The 15,992-nt window shown below is 68.4% G+C and carries 14 protein-coding genes; 3 read left to right on the top strand and 11 right to left on the bottom strand.

The window, feature by feature from the left end:
- Positions 1 to 21: 21 nt before the first annotated feature.
- The 11 genes from RHOOR87_RS0108780 to RHOOR87_RS0108725 all read right to left on the bottom strand — a co-directional run bounded on the left by RHOOR87_RS0108780 (position 22) and on the right by RHOOR87_RS0108725 (position 11,439).
- Complete coding sequence (locus RHOOR87_RS0108780) at positions 22 to 1,284, bottom strand: glutamate-5-semialdehyde dehydrogenase (protein ID WP_027484812.1); 1,263 nt, start codon at positions 1,282 to 1,284, stop codon at positions 22 to 24.
- Positions 1,281 to 2,468 (bottom strand): glutamate 5-kinase, encoded by a 1,188-nt coding sequence (gene proB / locus RHOOR87_RS0108775; RefSeq protein WP_051281156.1) that lies wholly within the window; start codon positions 2,466 to 2,468, stop codon positions 1,281 to 1,283. Before proB ends, RHOOR87_RS0108780 begins: the two co-directional genes overlap by 4 nt.
- A 13-nt stretch (positions 2,469 to 2,481) precedes the next feature.
- Positions 2,482 to 3,777, bottom strand: a complete 1,296-nt coding sequence (gene argH, locus RHOOR87_RS0108770; RefSeq protein WP_027484810.1) for an argininosuccinate lyase — start codon at positions 3,775 to 3,777, stop codon at positions 2,482 to 2,484.
- A 19-nt stretch (positions 3,778 to 3,796) separates the two neighbouring features.
- Entirely contained in the window at positions 3,797 to 4,750 is a 954-nt protein-coding gene (argC, locus tag RHOOR87_RS0108765; protein WP_027484809.1) for an N-acetyl-gamma-glutamyl-phosphate reductase, read from the bottom strand.
- Between the two features lie 3 nt (positions 4,751 to 4,753).
- Complete coding sequence (locus RHOOR87_RS0108760) at positions 4,754 to 6,073, bottom strand: acetylglutamate kinase (protein ID WP_027484808.1); 1,320 nt, start codon at positions 6,071 to 6,073, stop codon at positions 4,754 to 4,756.
- 17 nt (positions 6,074 to 6,090) lie between these two features.
- A complete protein-coding gene (locus tag RHOOR87_RS0108755) occupies positions 6,091 to 7,224 on the bottom strand; it encodes an acetylornithine deacetylase (protein ID WP_027484807.1) in 1,134 nt (377 codons plus the stop codon).
- Positions 7,221 to 8,414 (bottom strand): argininosuccinate synthase, encoded by a 1,194-nt coding sequence (locus RHOOR87_RS0108750; RefSeq protein ID WP_027484806.1) that lies wholly within the window; start codon positions 8,412 to 8,414, stop codon positions 7,221 to 7,223. Before RHOOR87_RS0108750 ends, RHOOR87_RS0108755 begins: the two co-directional genes overlap by 4 nt.
- A 28-nt stretch (positions 8,415 to 8,442) precedes the next feature.
- Positions 8,443 to 8,916, bottom strand: coding sequence for an OsmC family protein (locus tag RHOOR87_RS0108745; RefSeq protein ID WP_027484805.1), 474 nt, complete (start codon positions 8,914 to 8,916; stop codon positions 8,443 to 8,445).
- Entirely contained in the window at positions 8,913 to 9,536 is a 624-nt protein-coding gene (locus RHOOR87_RS0108740) for an FMN-binding negative transcriptional regulator (RefSeq protein ID WP_027484804.1), read from the bottom strand. The genes RHOOR87_RS0108745 and RHOOR87_RS0108740 overlap by 4 nt, the downstream gene beginning before the upstream one ends.
- Before the next feature lie 6 nt (positions 9,537 to 9,542).
- The gene (locus RHOOR87_RS0108735; RefSeq protein ID WP_027484803.1) at positions 9,543 to 10,550 is read right to left on the bottom strand and encodes an N-acetylornithine carbamoyltransferase; all 1,008 of its coding nucleotides are present in this window, start codon (positions 10,548 to 10,550) and stop codon (positions 9,543 to 9,545) included.
- Between the two features lie 361 nt (positions 10,551 to 10,911).
- Positions 10,912 to 11,439, bottom strand: coding sequence for a glycine zipper 2TM domain-containing protein (locus RHOOR87_RS0108725; protein ID WP_007510554.1), 528 nt, complete (start codon positions 11,437 to 11,439; stop codon positions 10,912 to 10,914).
- Between the two features lie 190 nt (positions 11,440 to 11,629).
- Between RHOOR87_RS0108725 and cysS the strand changes: the two genes are divergently transcribed.
- From cysS to RHOOR87_RS0108710, 3 genes are all read left to right on the top strand, one after another.
- Entirely contained in the window at positions 11,630 to 13,000 is a 1,371-nt protein-coding gene (cysS, locus tag RHOOR87_RS0108720; RefSeq protein WP_027484801.1) for a cysteine--tRNA ligase, read from the top strand.
- Between the two features lie 119 nt (positions 13,001 to 13,119).
- Positions 13,120 to 13,554 carry a SufE family protein gene (locus RHOOR87_RS0108715; protein ID WP_007510551.1) on the top strand — a complete coding sequence of 145 codons (435 nt, stop codon included), beginning with the start codon at positions 13,120 to 13,122 and terminating at the stop codon, positions 13,552 to 13,554.
- Between the two features lie 299 nt (positions 13,555 to 13,853).
- Positions 13,854 to 15,950, top strand: a complete 2,097-nt coding sequence (locus RHOOR87_RS0108710) for a TonB-dependent siderophore receptor (protein ID WP_027484800.1) — start codon at positions 13,854 to 13,856, stop codon at positions 15,948 to 15,950.
- Positions 15,951 to 15,992 lie beyond the last annotated feature (42 nt).

Genomic DNA, 15,992 nt, shown 5'->3' with positions numbered 1-15,992 from the left:
CTGGAAATCTTGAACGGGCTCTCAGACCCGGCTTGGCGGATGCCTCACCTGTCCCACCCCGCGCACCACGAAGCGCTCCACCGTGAGCGCCTCGGCGCCCATCGGGCCGTAGGCATGCAGTCGTGTGGTGGAGATGCCGATCTCGGCGCCGAGGCCCAGTTCGCCGCCGTCGCTGAAGCGCGAGGAGGCGTTGACCATCACCACGGCGGAGCGGATCGCCTGCACGAAGCGTCGCGCGGCGGCTTGGTCGGCGGTGGCGATGACTTCGGTGTGGTCGGAGCCGTAGCGGCGGATGTGGGCGATGGCGTCGTCGAGATTATCGACCACGCGCACGGCGAGGATCAGGTCGAGGAACTCGGCGGCGTAGTCATCTTCCGTGGCTGCGTGCATGTCGGGCACCAGGGCGCGGCTGCGTTCGTCGCCGCGCAGTTCGACGCCGCGCTCACGCAGTGCCTGCGTGGCGCGTGGCAGGAACGCATCGGCCACATCGCGATGCACCAGCAGCGTCTCCAGCGCGTTGCACACGCCGGGGCGCGAGGTCTTGCCGTCGATCAGCAGGTTCAACGCCAGCTCGAGGTCGGCGGCGCGGTCCACGTACAGGTGGCAGACGCCCTTGTAGTGCTTGATCACCGGCACCCGCGCGTGTTCGGCGACGAAGCGGATCAGGCCTTCGCCGCCGCGCGGGATGGCCAGGTCGACGATGTCGACGAGTTGCAGCAGCTCGACCATCGCCTCGCGGCCGAGATCCTGCAGCACCGTCACCGCCGCCTCGGGCACGCCGTGCGCGCGCAGCGCGGTGTGCAATGCCGCGGCGATAGCGAGGTTGGAATGGATCGCCTCGGAGCCGCCGCGCAGGATCACCGCGTTGCCGGCCATCAGGCACAGCGCCGCGGCGTCGGCGGTGACGTTGGGTCGCGCCTCGTAGATCATCGCGATCACGCCGAGCGGGATGCGCACGCGCTCGACCGACAGGCCATTCGGCCGCGTCTCGCGGCGGGTCGTCACGCCGACCGGATCGGGCAGCTCGGCCACCTTGCGCAGCGCGCCGGCGATGCCGGTCACGCGCGCCTCGTCCAGCCGCAGCCGGTCGAGCATGGCGCCCTGCACGCCTTTCGCCGCGGCCTGGCGCATGTCCTCGGCGTTGCCGGCCAGCACCGCGGCGGACTGCGCTTCCAGCGCTGCGGCCATGTCGCGCAGCAGCGCGCGCTTCGCCTCGCTGCCCAGCGCCGCCACGACCCGGGCGGCGTCGCGGCAAGCCAGTGCCTGTTCGCGGATCGTGCTCATGCGCTGATCTCCTGCCCGGACGCAACCGGGCGGTTCATGCCGACGAGGTCGTCGCGGTGCACCACCTCGTCGCCGTGGCTGTAGCCGAGCACGCCGTCGATCTCGCGGCTGTGCCGGCCGGCCAGCCGGCGCACCTCGGCGGCACCGTACTGGCTGAGTCCGCGCGCGATGGCGGCGCCGTCCGCGTCGACGATCTCCACCAGGTCGCCGCGGTGGAACTCGCCGTCGGCGCCAAGCACGCCACCCGGCAGCAGCGAGACGCGCCCGCCGGCCAGCGCCTTCACCGCACCGGCGTCGATACGGATGCGGCCCGGCGCGGCGGGTGCGTGGCGCAGCCAGTATTTGCGCGCCTGCAATCGCGTGGAAGCCGCGGCGATCAGCGTACCGCGCAGTCGCCCGCGTTGCAGCGCCTGCACGGTGGCCGCCTCGCGCCCGCTGAACAAGGCCGTGGGGATGCCGGCGGCGGCAGCCTTCGCCGCCGCCTGCAGCTTGGTGCGCATGCCGCCGGTGCCGGCCGCGCTGCCGCTGTCGCCGGCCATGGCGACGATCTCCGGGGTCAGCGCGGCGACCTGCGCGATCGGCACGGCCGCGGGATCGCGCCGCGGGTCGGCGCTGTACAGCGCATCGACGTCGGAGGCGATCAGCAGCAGGTCGGCATCGACCAGCGCGGCCACGATGGCGGCGAGGTTGTCGTTGTCGCCGAGCTTCAGTTCGTCCACCGAGACGGTGTCGTTCTCGTTGACCACCGGCAGCACGCCGAGCTGCAGCAGCTCGCGCAGGGTGGCGCGCGCGTTGAGGTAGCGGCGGCGGTTGCGCAGGTCGTCGTGGGTCAGCAGCACCTGCGCCACCGGCCGCGCGGACAGCGATTGCCACAGCGCGATCATCGGCGCCTGGCCCAGCGCGGCCAGCGCCTGCCGCGCGGCGAGGCCGCTGCTGCCGCGCGCATGCTGGCACAGCAGCGCGCGCCCGGCCGCCACCGCGCCGGAGGACACCAGCACCACCTCGCGGCCATCGGCGTGGCTGGCGGCGATGAAGGCGGCCAGCGCCTCGGCATGGCGCGGGGTGAGGCCGCCGCCATCGGCGGCGAGCAGGTTGCTGCCGACCTTGAGAACGGCACGGCGCCAGCTGGGCAACACCTGTTCGGGCAAAACGTCGCGCACTTTCTTCGTGTCGATCATCGCCATGCCCTGAGGCCTCTCAGCCGTCGAGTTCGCGCAGACGAACGCGCAATTCATCCAGTCGCAAGTCGTTGCCGGCGCCCGGCGAGACGCGCGCGGCGAGGCTGCCTTCGGGCGTGCGCCCCTGCCCCGCCGATGCCGCGGTTTCCGCCGCCGCGCGATACGCATCGCGGAACGGCACGCCGGCGGCCGCCTGTTCGATCGCCACGTCGGTGGCGTACATCGCCGGCTCGATCGCAGCGCGCATGGCGCCCGCGTTCCACTCGAGTCGTGCCAGCAGGTCGGGCACCAGCTCCAGTGCGCCCAGGCCGTGGCGCACGCCGTGGAACAGCGAACCCTTGGAGAACTGCAGGTCGCGCTGGTAGCCGGACGGCAGCGACAGCAGCTGCTCGATCTCGGTGCGCGCGGCCGCCACGCTGGCATAGCTGGCGCGCAGCAGTTCGATCACGTCGGGGTTGCGCTTGTTCGGCATGATCGAGCTGCCGGTGGTGTACTCGGCCGGCAGCCGTACGAAGTTGAATTCGGCGGTGGTGAACAGCGACAGGTCCCACGCCAGCCGGCGCAGGTCGAGCAGCGCGCCGCCGATCGCCTCCAGCACGGCCATCTCGAACTTGCCGCGCGACAGCTGGGCGTAGATCGGCGAGATCTGCATGCGCGCGAAGCCGAGCGCCCGGGTGGTGTGCTCGCGATCGAGCTTCATGTTCACGCCGTAGCCGGCGGCGGTGCCGAGCGGATTCGCGTCGATCAGCGTCATCGTCTGGCGCGCGCGCAGCGCATTGTCGATGAAGCCCTCGGCGAAGCCGGCGAACCACATCGCGGTGGATGAGACCACCGCGCGCTGCAGGTGGGTGTAGCCGGGCATCGGCACGGCTTCTTGCGACGCGCGCTCAAGGCAGGCCTCGGCGATCGCGCGGCAATGCGCCTCCAGCGCGGCCAGCTTGTCCTTCAGCCACAGCCGGGTGGCGACCAGGATCTGGTCGTTGCGGCTGCGCCCGGTGTGCACGCGGCGGCCGGCGTCGCCGAGGCGTTCGGTGAGGCGGGCCTCGATCGCCGAATGGCCGTCCTCGTAGCGCTCGTCCAGCACAAAGGCGCCGCTCGTGAAATCTTCGGCCAGCGCATCCAGCTCGCGCTTCAGCGCGGCGGCTTCGTCGGTGCTGACCACGCCGATGTTGGCCAGCCCTTCCACGTGCGCCTTGCTGGCGGTGATGTCGTGCAGGAAGAACTCGCGATCCAGCAGCACGTCGTCGCCGGCGAGGAACCGCATGATCTTCGCGTCGATCTGGATGCCGGCTTTTTGCCAGAGGGGTTGGGTCATGGTGGTGTCCTGAAATCGGCTAGAGCGGAATCGTGGTGTACTCGTCCACGCCGATCGCGCGGTTGATGTTCTGCATCGCCTGGGTGGCGGCGCCCTTCAGCAGGTTGTCCAGCGTGGCCACGATCACCACGCGCTTGCCGTCGGCCGATACGGCGAAGCCGCCGACCTCGGCATGGTGGCGGTGCGCGATGCGGCTGACCCACGGCGCCTCGTCGGTCACGATGGCCAGCTTCTCGCCGTCGTAGGCGGCACGGAAACGCTGCAGCACGTCCTCGCGTTTCAGCGGGCGGGTCAGATACAGGTTGGTGGTGACGGTGAGCCCGCGGAAGTGCGGCGCCACGTGCGGCATGAATTCCACCGGCACGCCGAGGCGGAACGAGGCTTCCTTCTCGTGCATGTGGCCGGTGAGCGCGTACGGCATCAGGTTGTCGCGCAGCTTCTCCGGGTCGTTCTTGTCCGACGGCGTGGTGCCGGCGCCGGAATAACCGGAGACGCCGAAGCACACCGGCGGCGCAGCCAGCAGGTCCCTCAGCGGCGCGATCGACAGCTGCATCGCGGTGGCGTAACAGCCGGGGTTGCTGATGCGCTTCTCGCCCCGCCACTGCCCGCGGGTGAGTTCCGGCAGGCCGTAGTACCACGACGGATCGAAGCGGTAGTCGGCGGAAAGGTCGAGGATCAACGTGTCCGGCTTCGCCGCGTCGATCGCCTCGACGAACGGCGCCGCCTTGCCGTTGGGCAGCGCCAGGATCACCACGTCGGCGCCCTGCGCCGCCACCGCGGCCGGGTCCAGGCTGGCATAGCGCAGTTCGTCGGCGAAACCGTCGACGTGATCGGCCACGCGTTGGCCGTCCAGTTCGCGCGAGGAAACGAAGGCCAGTTGCAGCACCGGATGCGCCGCGATCAGGCGGATCAGTTCCATGCCGGTATGGCCGCGCGCGCCGACGATGCCTACCGTTTTCCTGTTCGTGTGCATGGCTCAATCCACCAGTGTCGGCTGGCGTTGCGCGCAATGCGCCACGCAGCGGGAAATCGTGTCGAGCTCGTCGATGCCGTACCAGAAAACCTTCCAGCGCGGCTGCTTGATGCAGCCGTCCGACTCGGCGTAGTAGAAGATGTTGACCGGGTTGCGGTGACGCGAGCGCCAGAACAGCTGCGGGTTTTCCTCGCGCATCACCTGCCACACTGCGCGGCCCAGGCCTTCGCCCTGCGCGTCGTCGAGCACGGCGAACTTGTCCAGGTACGGCAGGTCGCCTTCCATGGTGAGGATCATCGCGGCGCGGTAGTTCTCGCTGACGTAGATGCGGAACGGTTTCGTGCGCTCGAAATAATCCGGCACCAGGGTGCGGCCGAAGCTGGATTCGATCAGCCCGCGCATGCGCGCGCGGTCCACGCCTTCCCAGGAATCGAAGCGCAGCACCTTCTCGCCACGCCGCACCAGGGTGCCCGAACCCTTGTGGGTGAACAGTTCCTTGGCCAGTTCGGACGGTCGGGTGATCGACACCGACGAGGTCAGCGGCAGGTCGGCCAGCAGGTCGGCGATCTGCTCGATCTTCAACCGCATGCCGCCATTGATCCACGGCTGCGCCATCAGCTGCTCGAACTCGGTACTGAGGTTGATCGAGTCGATCACCTTGCCCTCGCCGTCGAGCAGGCCGCCGGTGCCGGTGAGGAACACGATCTTGTACGGTTGCAGTGCGCGCACCAGTTCGTTGGCGGCGACATCGGCGTTGACGTTGAGGATCTGCCCCTCGTCGGTCTCGCCCAGACTGGCGATCACCGGGATCGAATTCGCGTGCAGGCTGGCCTCGATCGGCGCCAGGTTGATGCTCTCCACCTTGCCGACCAGCCCCAGGGTCTCGCGGTCGAGGTAACTGGCCATGAACACGCCCGAGGGCACGGCGGTGGCGCGGGTGTCCATCGACTGCAGCGCCTCGACCAGCTTCAGGTTCTGCTGCATGAACACGCGCCGCACGATGCCCAGCGCCTTCGGCGAGGTCACGCGCAGGCCACCCACGGTCTGCTTCACGATGCCGGCGGCAGCCAGCTCCTCGTCGAGTTGCGGGCCGGCGCCGTGCAGCACGATCGGGGTCAACCCCACCTGCTGCAGGAAGGTCAGCGACGAGGCCAGATCGGCCAGCTCGTCGCGCAGCACCGCGCCGCCGACCTTGACCACGGCGAAGCGCTTGGCGTCCAGCTCGGAGAAGCGCTTCAGGTACTGCTGGATTTCCTTCGCGCTGCCCATGCTGGAGAGCAGGCGCACGATGGTCTTGCGGGTGTTGTGCTTAGCCGTGTCCATTGTGTTTTCCAGTGCGTTCATCCGTGAACGCCAGAGTCAAAAACCGGCCGTCCCTGGCCGGACTTTTCAATGATTCGATAAACCGTTTGCACATAGCGTTCGAGCTGGTCCAGCGCGACCCACTCGTCGGCGCTGTGCGCCTGCGCGATGTCGCCGGGGCCGTAGACGAAGGCGGTGTAGCCGGCGGCAGAGAACAGCGCGGCTTCGGTCCAGAAGTCCACCGCGTTGCCGACCGGGATGCCCAGCTCGTCGGCGAGATCGCGCGCGACCAGCCGGTTCGCCTCGGCGTTGGCGGTATCGCCGGCCGGCAGCGAGGCGCCACGAAAAGTCTCGGCGAACTCCACCGGCTGCGGTTCCACCAGATTGCGGAAACGGATCAGCAGGTGATCCGGATTCATCGTGGGCAAGGTGCGAAAGCCGAAGCGCACTTCCGCCGTCGGCGCGATCATGTTCGCCTTGATGCCGCCCTCGATGCGGCCGATGTTGAAACGCAGGCCGGTGAGCCCGCCGAAACGTTCGTGCGACTGTGCCGCGACGAAATCCAGCGCCGCGTTGCCCCAACGCACGGCCTGGTGCAGCGCGCTGTCCCTGGGCTGCTGCTCGCCCGACGCATGCCCGGCCCGCCCGGCAAAGCGCATCAGCACCGACTGGATGCCGCGATGCGCCAGCACCGCCTCGCCCCGGGTGGGCTCGGCCACGATCACCGCGTCGTAGGCATGCGGTTCGCGCAGGAAGCCGGCGATGCAGCGCGCATCGTTGGCCTCCTCGTCGGTCGTGAACAGCAGCGCCAGATCGCCGTCGCTGGCCTTCGCCACCGCCAGCAGCGCCGCCGCCGCCCCCTTGATGTCGCACGCACCCAAACCGATCGCGCGATCGGCAGTGACCCGCAGCGTGTGCGGGTCGGCGGTCCAGGCCGGCGAGTCCGGCACGGTGTCCAAGTGCACGTTGAACAGGACCTTCGGCTGGCCGCGCACCGCGTGCAGGGCTACCGCGCCGGCGCCGAAGTCGGTCACCGTCACCCCGAAGCCGGGCAGTTGCGCGCGCAGGTAGTCGAAGATGCCACCGGTGTCGATCGTGCGCGGTGGATTGCGCGTGTCGAAGCCGACCAGCGCCGCCAGATGTTTCAACGTGGCATCGAGCAGTGCGCTCATCCGCGATTGACCTCGGCCCACAGCGTGCTGCTCATGCCGAACAGCTTGATGAAGCCCTCGGCTTCTTCCACGCCCCAGTCGGCCGACTGCGCGTAGGTGGCGCCCTTGGCATTGAGGATGTGCTTCGACTCCACCGCCACCGCGCCGACACTGCCGCCGTTCGTTTCCAGCGTCACCGTGCCGTTGACGGTGGACTGGCTGGACGCCAGGAACGCCTCCAGATCGGTCTTCAGTGGATCGTGGAAGAAGCCCTCGTAGACCAGCTCCACCCACTTGCGCGCGACATCCGGCTTGAAGCGGTTCTGCTGCTTGCTGAGCACCGCTTCTTCCAGCGCGCGGTGCGCGGCGAGCAGCGCGGTCAGACCCGGCGCCTCGAAGATGATGCGGCCCTTGAGGCCGATGGTGGTGTCGCCGGTGTAGAGGCCGCGACCCACGCCATAGGCGGCGAACAGACCGTTCAACGTCGCCAGCATCTTATGCCCGGCGATCTTTTCTCCATCCAGCGTCACCGCCTCGCCGTTGATGAAGCCGATCTTCACCCGCAGCGGTTTGGACGGCCATTCGGCGCGCGGCTTGCACCAGCCCACCGCGCCGGCGCCGGGCGCCTGCCACTGGTCGATCTCGCCGCCGGACATGGTCAGGCCGAGCAGGTTCTCGTTGATGGTGTACGCCTGCTGCTTGGCGCGCACGCCGAAGCCTCGCTCTTCCAGGAACTTCTGTTCGTAGGCGCGCGTCTGCGTGTGTTCCTTCTGGATCTCGCGGATCGGCGCCACGATCTGGTAGTCGCCCAGCGCCTTCACCGCCAGGTCGAAGCGCACCTGGTCGTTGCCCATGCCGGTGCAGCCATGTGCGATCGCCTTCGTGCCGAGTTCGGCTGCGCGCTTCAGTGCGGCCTCGACGATCAGGTAGCGGTCGGACACCAGCAGCGGGTACTGGCCCTGGTAGCCCTCGCCCGCCCACACGAACGGCTTGACGAAACCGTTCCAGATCGCCGGGCCGCCATCCACGGTGGCGTGGCTGGCCACGCCCAGCTCCTGCGCGCGCCCTTCGATGAAGGCGCGCTCCGCGGCATCCACGCCTCCGGTATCGGCAAACACGGTATGCACGGCCCAGCCGCGCTCCTGCAGATAGGGCACGCAGAAACTGGTGTCGAGGCCGCCGGAAAAGGCGAGGACGATGTCTTTGCTCATGGCTTGCAGATCCTGAAAAGAAGGGTGGTCAGGCGGATTCGACGACGACGCGCGGCTCGCAGCGCACCGGGAAATTCACGGAATTGGCGATGAAGCAGGCGTGATGCGCCGCCTCGTGCGCGGCCTCGGCCTTGGCCGGGTCGCTGGCGGCACTGATGGTCACCGTGGGGCGCAGCACCACTTCGACGAAGCGGCCGCCATCGCCTTCGGTGACCATCGTGCCTTCGGCAGCATCGCTATACGCCGTCACCACCACGCCGGCCACGGTGGCCATGTGCAGGTAGGACAGCATGTGGCAGGTCGACAGCGCGGCCACCAGCATGTCCTCGGGATTGTGCTTCGCGGCATCGCCGCGGAAGGTGGGGTCGGAGGAACCGGCGATCGCCGGCTTGCCGTCGATGCGGATCACGTGGTCGCGGCTGTAGTTGCGGTAGCCGTCCGTGCCGCTGCCGAGGTTGCCGGTCCATTCCACGGCGACGCGATAGTGATGCTGATGGTTCACGGTTTCGATTCCTCTTGTTGAGTCATCCATGCGGCCAGCTCCGCGTCGCCACCGCCGTTGCGCCCGCGCAGCCCGGCGATCACGCCCGCGCGGTTGCGCGCGGGATGGTTCTGGCTCAGCTTGAACTTGCCTTCGATCCGCTCGACCACGACCTCCAGCCCGACAATCGCGCGCAGCGACTTCTCGATGTGGTCGTCTGGTGCATCCGTGATCTTCCACGGCTGCGGCTGGCCGGCCTCATGGTGATCGGTCAAGGTTTCCAGCAGGCGACGCAGCCAGGCCGCGTCATCGATCACGCGCAGGCGGCCATGCACGTGCACCACCGCGTAGTTCCAGGTCGGCACCTCGCGCCCGGTCTCGTGCTTGCTCGGGTACCAGTTCGGGCTGATGTAGCCGTCCGGCCCCTGGAACACCAGCAGCACTTCGGCGCCGTCCAGTCGCGCCAGTTCGTTGCCGCGGGCGACATGGCCGTGCAGCACCTCGCCGACCAGTTCGAACGGCAGGTGATTGGCCGTCAATCCGTCGGCCGCACGGGTCACCAGCGTGGCGAACGGATACGCGCGGATCAGTCCGTGCAGGGCTTCGACGCGGCTTTCCACGAAATGCTTCGGCGTGTACATGACGGCTCAGCCCTGCCCGATCAGCGAAGCCATCACCGCCTTCTGCACGTGCAGGCGGTTCTCGGCCTCGTCGATGGCGATGCAGGCGGGCGAATCCATCACCGCGTCGGTGGCCTTGATGTTCCGGCGCAGCGGCAGGCAGTGGCTGAACAGGCCGTGGTTGGTCAGCGCCATCTTCGCCTCGTCGACGATGAAGTGCCTGCTCACCTCGCGAACCGGCTTTTCCTGCTCCCAGCGGCCGAAGAACGGCAGCGCGCCCCAGCTCTTGGCGTAGACCACGTCGGCGCCGGCATAGGCCTCCTCGATGTCGTGGCTGACCTTCAGCGAGCCGCCGTTCTGCTCGGCGTTCAGACGGCCAAACGCCATGTAACGCTCGTCCAGCACGTAATCGGGCGTGGGGCACAGCAAGGTCACGTCCATGCCCAGCTTGGTCGCGATCAGCAGCGCGGAATTCGCCACCGCGGTATTCAGCGGCTTCGGATGATAGGTCCAGGTCAGCACGTACTTTTTGTTCTGCAGGTCGCCCAGGTGCTCCTTCAGCGCCAGCGCGTGGGCCAGCTCCTGGCAGGGGTGGGTGATCGTCTCCATGTTGATCACCGGCACCGTGGCGTACTGGGCGAACGCCTTGATCACCTTGTCCTGCCGGTCCACCGCCCAGTCCTGGAACTTCGGAAACGCGCGCACCGCGATCAGGTCGACGTAACGCGACAACACCCGCGCCACCTCGGCGATGTGCTCCTCGGTATCGCCGTCCATCACGCTGCCGGCCTCGAACTCGATCGGCCACGCGTCCTTGCCCGGCGCCAGCACGATCGCGTGGCCACCCAGTTGGAACGCACCCAGCTCGAAGCTGGTGCGCGTGCGCATCGAGGGGTTGAAGAACAGCAGCGCGATGGATTTGCCGGCCAGCTGCTGCCCGCGCGGCGAGCGCTTGAACACGGTGGCCTGCTCCAGCAGCGCATCGATCTCGGCGCGGCTGTAATCCTGGGTGGTCAAGAAATGCCGAATGGTCATGAAGTCGATGCCTTGTTGAAGAGTCCGGCCATGGACGGCCGGGGTGTTGCGGATGGATCCGCGTGAAATAAACCAACAAAAAACCCGGCGCGATGGCCGGGTTTTGTCGTCGATGCACATGAAACGCGTGCGACTGCCTACCCGGCCGAATGTCCATCCAGCGGTCGGCGCGCACGCGACGTCATGCCAGCAGCCGCGCGGGCGCTGGTCAGTACGGTGGCGGTATAGACGGCTGTGGACATGCGGGGTTCCAGGTAACGAGTGCGCATGATGGCGGCAATTTCGCTGCCGTGCAACAAAAAAATCGGGTCCCGGAAAAAGATCGCCGCCAACGGGTGGCGGCGACGGTCAGGCGGGCGAATCAGTCGGCGGGGTCGACCCGCACGCGCACGCGCAGGCGCTCGCCCGGGTCGTAGTTCAGGCGCGACGTATAGATCTCGCCGCGATAGCGGTATTCCACGTCGTAGCCGATGATCCGGCGCTGCTCGCTGATCGAGCTGACCTCGCGGCACTGGGTCTGGGTGGACTCGTATTCACTGCCGCGGCTGGATGCCCGGTTGCCGATGGCGCCGCCGGCGACGGCACCGGCGACGGTGGCGGCCTTGCGTCCATCGCCCTTGCCCACGGTGTTGCCCAGCACGCCGCCGATCACGGCGCCCAGCACCGTGCCGGCCGTGCTGTTGCCGCCCTCGCGGCGCACCACCGGCTGCTCGTAGCACTCCTGCCGCGGCACTTCGGTGCGGGTGACGCCCTGCACCGGGTCGGCCCGCAGCACGTCGGCCCAGCCGTAGTGGGTATTGTCATCGGCATTGGCGTAACGCCCATCCTGAGCGTGGACGCTTGTGGCCATCACGGCGAGTACCAGTGCACAAAGCCATGGCTTGGTCATGGCAGCCTCCCAATTGCAGAACGGCGGGCGCGCTTGCGCGCGTACTGGCAGCATTCCAGCAAATTGACACTGAATACACGCTTAGAACCCCTCCCGGCGGGACCTTGCGCGACTCGGTCGCTTACACCTTGTTAAGATGCCGCGCTGGCTGCGCGCTGTCGTGCGCCGCCCCACGCTGCGGACCCCACCGATGCCGATTTCGCTCTACAACAGCCTCACCCGCCGCACCGAACCGTTCGCTCCGCTCGACCCCGAGCGCGTGACGATCTACCTGTGCGGCCCCACCGTCTACAACTATGTGCATATCGGCAATGCGCGCGGGCCGGTGGTGTTCGACGTGCTGGTGCGCCTGCTGCGGCGGCACTATCCGCAGGTGGCGTACGCGCGCAACATCACCGACGTCGACGACAAGATCAACGCAGCTGCGCAGCAGCAGGGCGTGCCGATCGGCACGATCACCGAACGTTTCGCGCAGGCGTATCGCGAGGACATGGCCGTGCTCGGCGTGGCGCCGCCGGACATCGAGCCGCATGCCACCACCCACATCGGCCCGATCATCGCGATGATCGAAAGCCTGCTCGACGGCGGCCATGCCTACGCTGCCGAAGGCCACGTGCTGTTCGACGTCGGCTCCTTCCCGGCCTACGGCGAGCTGTCCGGCCGCGACACCGACGAGCTGATCGCCGGCTCGCGCGTCGACGTGGCGCCCTACAAGCGCAGCCCCGGCGACTTCGTGCTGTGGAAACCGTCCACGCCGGAGCTGCCCGGCTGGGGCAGCCCATGGGGCCGCGGCCGCCCCGGCTGGCACATCGAGTGCTCGGCGATGAGCGCAGCGCACCTGGGCGAGACCATCGACATCCACGCCGGCGGCATCGACCTGCTGTTCCCGCACCACGAGAACGAGATCGCCCAGTCCACCTGCGCGCACGGCGGCAAGACCTTCGCGCGCTGGTGGATGCACAACGGCATGCTCACCTTCGACGGCCGCAAGATGTCCAAGTCGCTGGGCAACGTGCTGCTGCTGCACGACCTGCTGGAACTGCACCCGCCCGAAGCGCTGCGCCTGCGCCTGCTGAGCGGCCACTACCGGCAGCCGCTGGACTGGTCCGAGGCGGCCATCGCCCAGGCGAGCAGCACGCTGGACGGCTGGTATCGCGTGCTGCGCGACCTGGCCATGGTCGAACTGCCGCCCGGCGAACTGCCGGTGCCCGAGCGCATCGAAACAGCCTTGTGCGACGACCTCAACACGCCGCAGGCGCTGGCCGAGCTGTCCGTACTGGCCGATGCCGCGCGCCAGTCCGGCAGCGCCGCGGCGAAAGCCGCGCTGCTCGGGGGCGGCGCCCTGCTCGGCCTGCTGCAGCAGGATGCGGAAGCCTGGTTCAGGCGTGGCGAGAGCACGGTCGACGCAGCGCACATCGAGGATCTGCTGCAACAGCGCCAGGCCGCCCGCGCCGCCCGCGATTTTGCGCGTGCCGACGCGATCCGCGACGAACTGGCGGCGATGCACATCGCGATCGAGGACAGCGCCCAGGGCACGCGCTGGAGCATCGCCAAGCCATGACGCACATGCAAGAGCACACCCTGTACGCGATGCCTTCCATCACGTGACGAAGAGCATCGCGCACAGGGTGCGCTCCTGCGCATTTCATTTCCCGCCCCGCTCCGCGCGATAATGGGCGCATGAACGCTACCGCCACCACCCGCGCCGAGCAGGCGCAGCAGGAGATCACCGAGGAATTCGCCTTCCTCGGCGACTGGACCGAACGCTACCAGTACCTGATCGATCTCGGCCGGCAGTTGCCGCCGTTCCCGGATGAGTACAAGACCGAGGCATACCGCGTGCACGGCTGCCAGTCGATGGTCTGGCTGGTGCCCAGTGGCGATGCGTCATGCATGCATTTCGAAGCGGCCAGCGACTCGGCGATCGTGTCGGGCCTGATCGCGCTGGTGCTGCGCGTCTACTCCGACCGCCCGGCCGCGGAGATCCTCGTCACCGAGCCGGCCTTCATCGGCACGATCGGCCTGGCCAAGCACCTCTCGCCGACCCGCTCGAACGGTTTGGCCGCGATGCTGGCCAAATTGAAGGGCTACGCCGCCGCGGCGGGCGGCGGCTGATCGCACGAAGCGGAGACGCCACGCACCTTTTGCTCTCTTCGCCGCATTGCCTATCGCCCGCAACGGTGCTCGCTGCGCACCGCACGGCGTCGATCCACTGCAGTGTTGACGCCATTTGTGAAAATGAGAATAATTCGCAACATCTTGCTGGCTGCTTCCGGCCGGCAACGATGAAAGCGTTCCATCCGTTCGCCGCGGCCTGAGCCAGCCAGCGCCACGCCGGCCCGGCGCCATCCCCTGTGTGCTCATCGCGCCCCCGCGAGGGACGCGCGTGGCCCACGGCTGCCCAGGATTTCGCCATGCGCCTGCTGCCTCTCTCCCTCGCCCTGCTCGCCATCCTGGGCTCGCCCCGGGCCGTTGCCGACGAAGCTTCCGCCGACCAAGCCAAGCTGCTGCCCGGCGTCAACGTGCAGGCCACCCATCCCGGCGATTACCGCGTGCCGGACGCCACCAGCGCCACCAAAATCGACGCCGCCCTGCGCGACGTGCCGCAGACGGTGAACGTGGTGCCGGCCAGCGTGCTGCGCGACCAGCACGCCACGTCGATGCAGGATGCACTGAAGAACGTGCCCGGCGTCGGCTTCTCGACCGGTGACGGCCAGCGCGACCAGGTCTCCATCCGCGGCTTCACCGCGATCGCGGACCAGTTCGTCGACGGCCTGCGCGACGATGCGCTGTACTTCCGCGACCTCTCCAACATTGAGCGCATCGAGGTGCTGAAGGGACCGGCGTCGGTGCTGTACGGGCGTGGCTCGTCGGGCGGCCTGATCAATCGCATCACCCGGCAGCCCGGCACTGACGGTGGCCAGCTCGCGCTCAGCTACGGCAGCTGGGCCGATCGCCGCGGCGAGCTGGACGTCGGGCGGCGCTTTGGCGACGCCGGCAGCGCGTGGCGTCTCACCGGCGCGGTCGAGGATGCCAACGGCTACCGCGACCCGCAGTTCCTCAAACGCCGTGCCGTGGCTCCCTCGGTGCTGCTGCACCCCGGCAGCGACACCACGCTGCTGCAGGCCGATTACCTAAAGGACCGCCGTGTCACCGATTTCGGCATTCCGGCCTGGCACGGACGCCCGGTCGACGTGCCGAGGGGCACCTACTACGGCGCGGCCAATGCGCGCGACGTCGACACCAGCGAGTCCACCGTGAGCTCGACCACCGCAACCCTGACCCACGCCTTCAGCGACGACCTGACCCTGCGCAACGCCACACGCTGGTACGACTACAAGCTCGACCGCAACAATACGCTTCCGGGCAGCGTCGACGAAAGCGCGCGAACCGTTTCGCTCAACCGCTCCAACGTGGATCGGCACGAACACGGCTGGTTCAACCAGACCGAACTCAGCCAGCACCTGGCCGGCGACGCGCTCAGCCATGACCTGCTCTACGGCCTGGAACTGGGGCGGCAGGACAAGGCCCTGCTCAATCGCAGCGCCAGCGGCGTGGCGGTGGTCGACCTGTTCCATCCCGTGCTGCCGGTGTTGCCGCTGCAGGTGTCTCGCGCGCCGGCCGCCGACAACCTCGGCATCTTCGACGCCAGCGCCGTCTACCTGCAGGATCTGCTGAGCCTGGGCTCGCAGTGGAAGGCCCTGCTCGGCGTGCGCTACGACCGCTTTCGCCAGCGTACGGAAAATCACCTGCCGGGCCAGCGCAACCTCGCGCGCACCGACAAGGCGCTGAGCCCGCGCGCGGGCGTGGTCTGGCAGCCTTCGGCCACGCAGTCCTACTACCTGTCCTGGAGCCGTTCGTTCCAGCCTTCCGGCGAGGCGTTCGCGCTCGCCGCGAGCAATGCGGACATCGCACCGGAGCGCACGCACAACACCGAGGTCGGGGCGAAATACGACCTGTTGGATGGACGCGTCACCTTCAACGCCGCGCTCTTCGAGCTGGAACGCAGCGGCATCAAGGCCACCGATCCGGTCACGCACAAAGTGCTGCCGATCGGCACGCAACGCACGCGCGGCGTCGAGCTCAGCGCCGCCGCGGACCTGGCGGACGGCTGGCGCCTGCTCGCCGGCTACGCCTGGCTGGATGCGCGCGTCATCCGTTCCGTGGCGATGGATGCCGGGCGTCCGGTCCAGGGCAAGCGCGCCACCCTCACCCCGCGCAACAGCGGCAACCTGTGGATCACCCACGCGTTTGCGCAGCGCTGGCAACTGGGCGGCGGCCTGAACCTGGTCGGTGCGCGACAGGCCAACCCGGGCAACACGGTGACCCTGCCCGGCTACGTGACCGCCGACCTCATGGCGCAGTACCGCACCGGGCCGGTCTCGCTGCAGCTCAACCTGACCAACCTGTTCGACACGCGCTACATCGTGTCCGCCCACGGCACCAGCCCGAACCTCAACCTGCCGGGTGCGCCGCGTGGCGCGAACCTGACCTTGCGCTACCAGTTCTAGCGTCGAGCCCGCCCGGGAAAACAAAACCCCCGAGCCACGAGG

Origin of the sequence: Rhodanobacter sp. OR87, assembly GCF_000473345.1 — a bacterium.
GTDB classification, from domain to species: Bacteria; Pseudomonadota; Gammaproteobacteria; order Xanthomonadales; family Rhodanobacteraceae; genus Rhodanobacter; species Rhodanobacter denitrificans.
The sequence above is the reverse complement of the archived record's forward strand: the minus strand, read 5'-3'. Positions and strand labels throughout refer to the sequence as shown.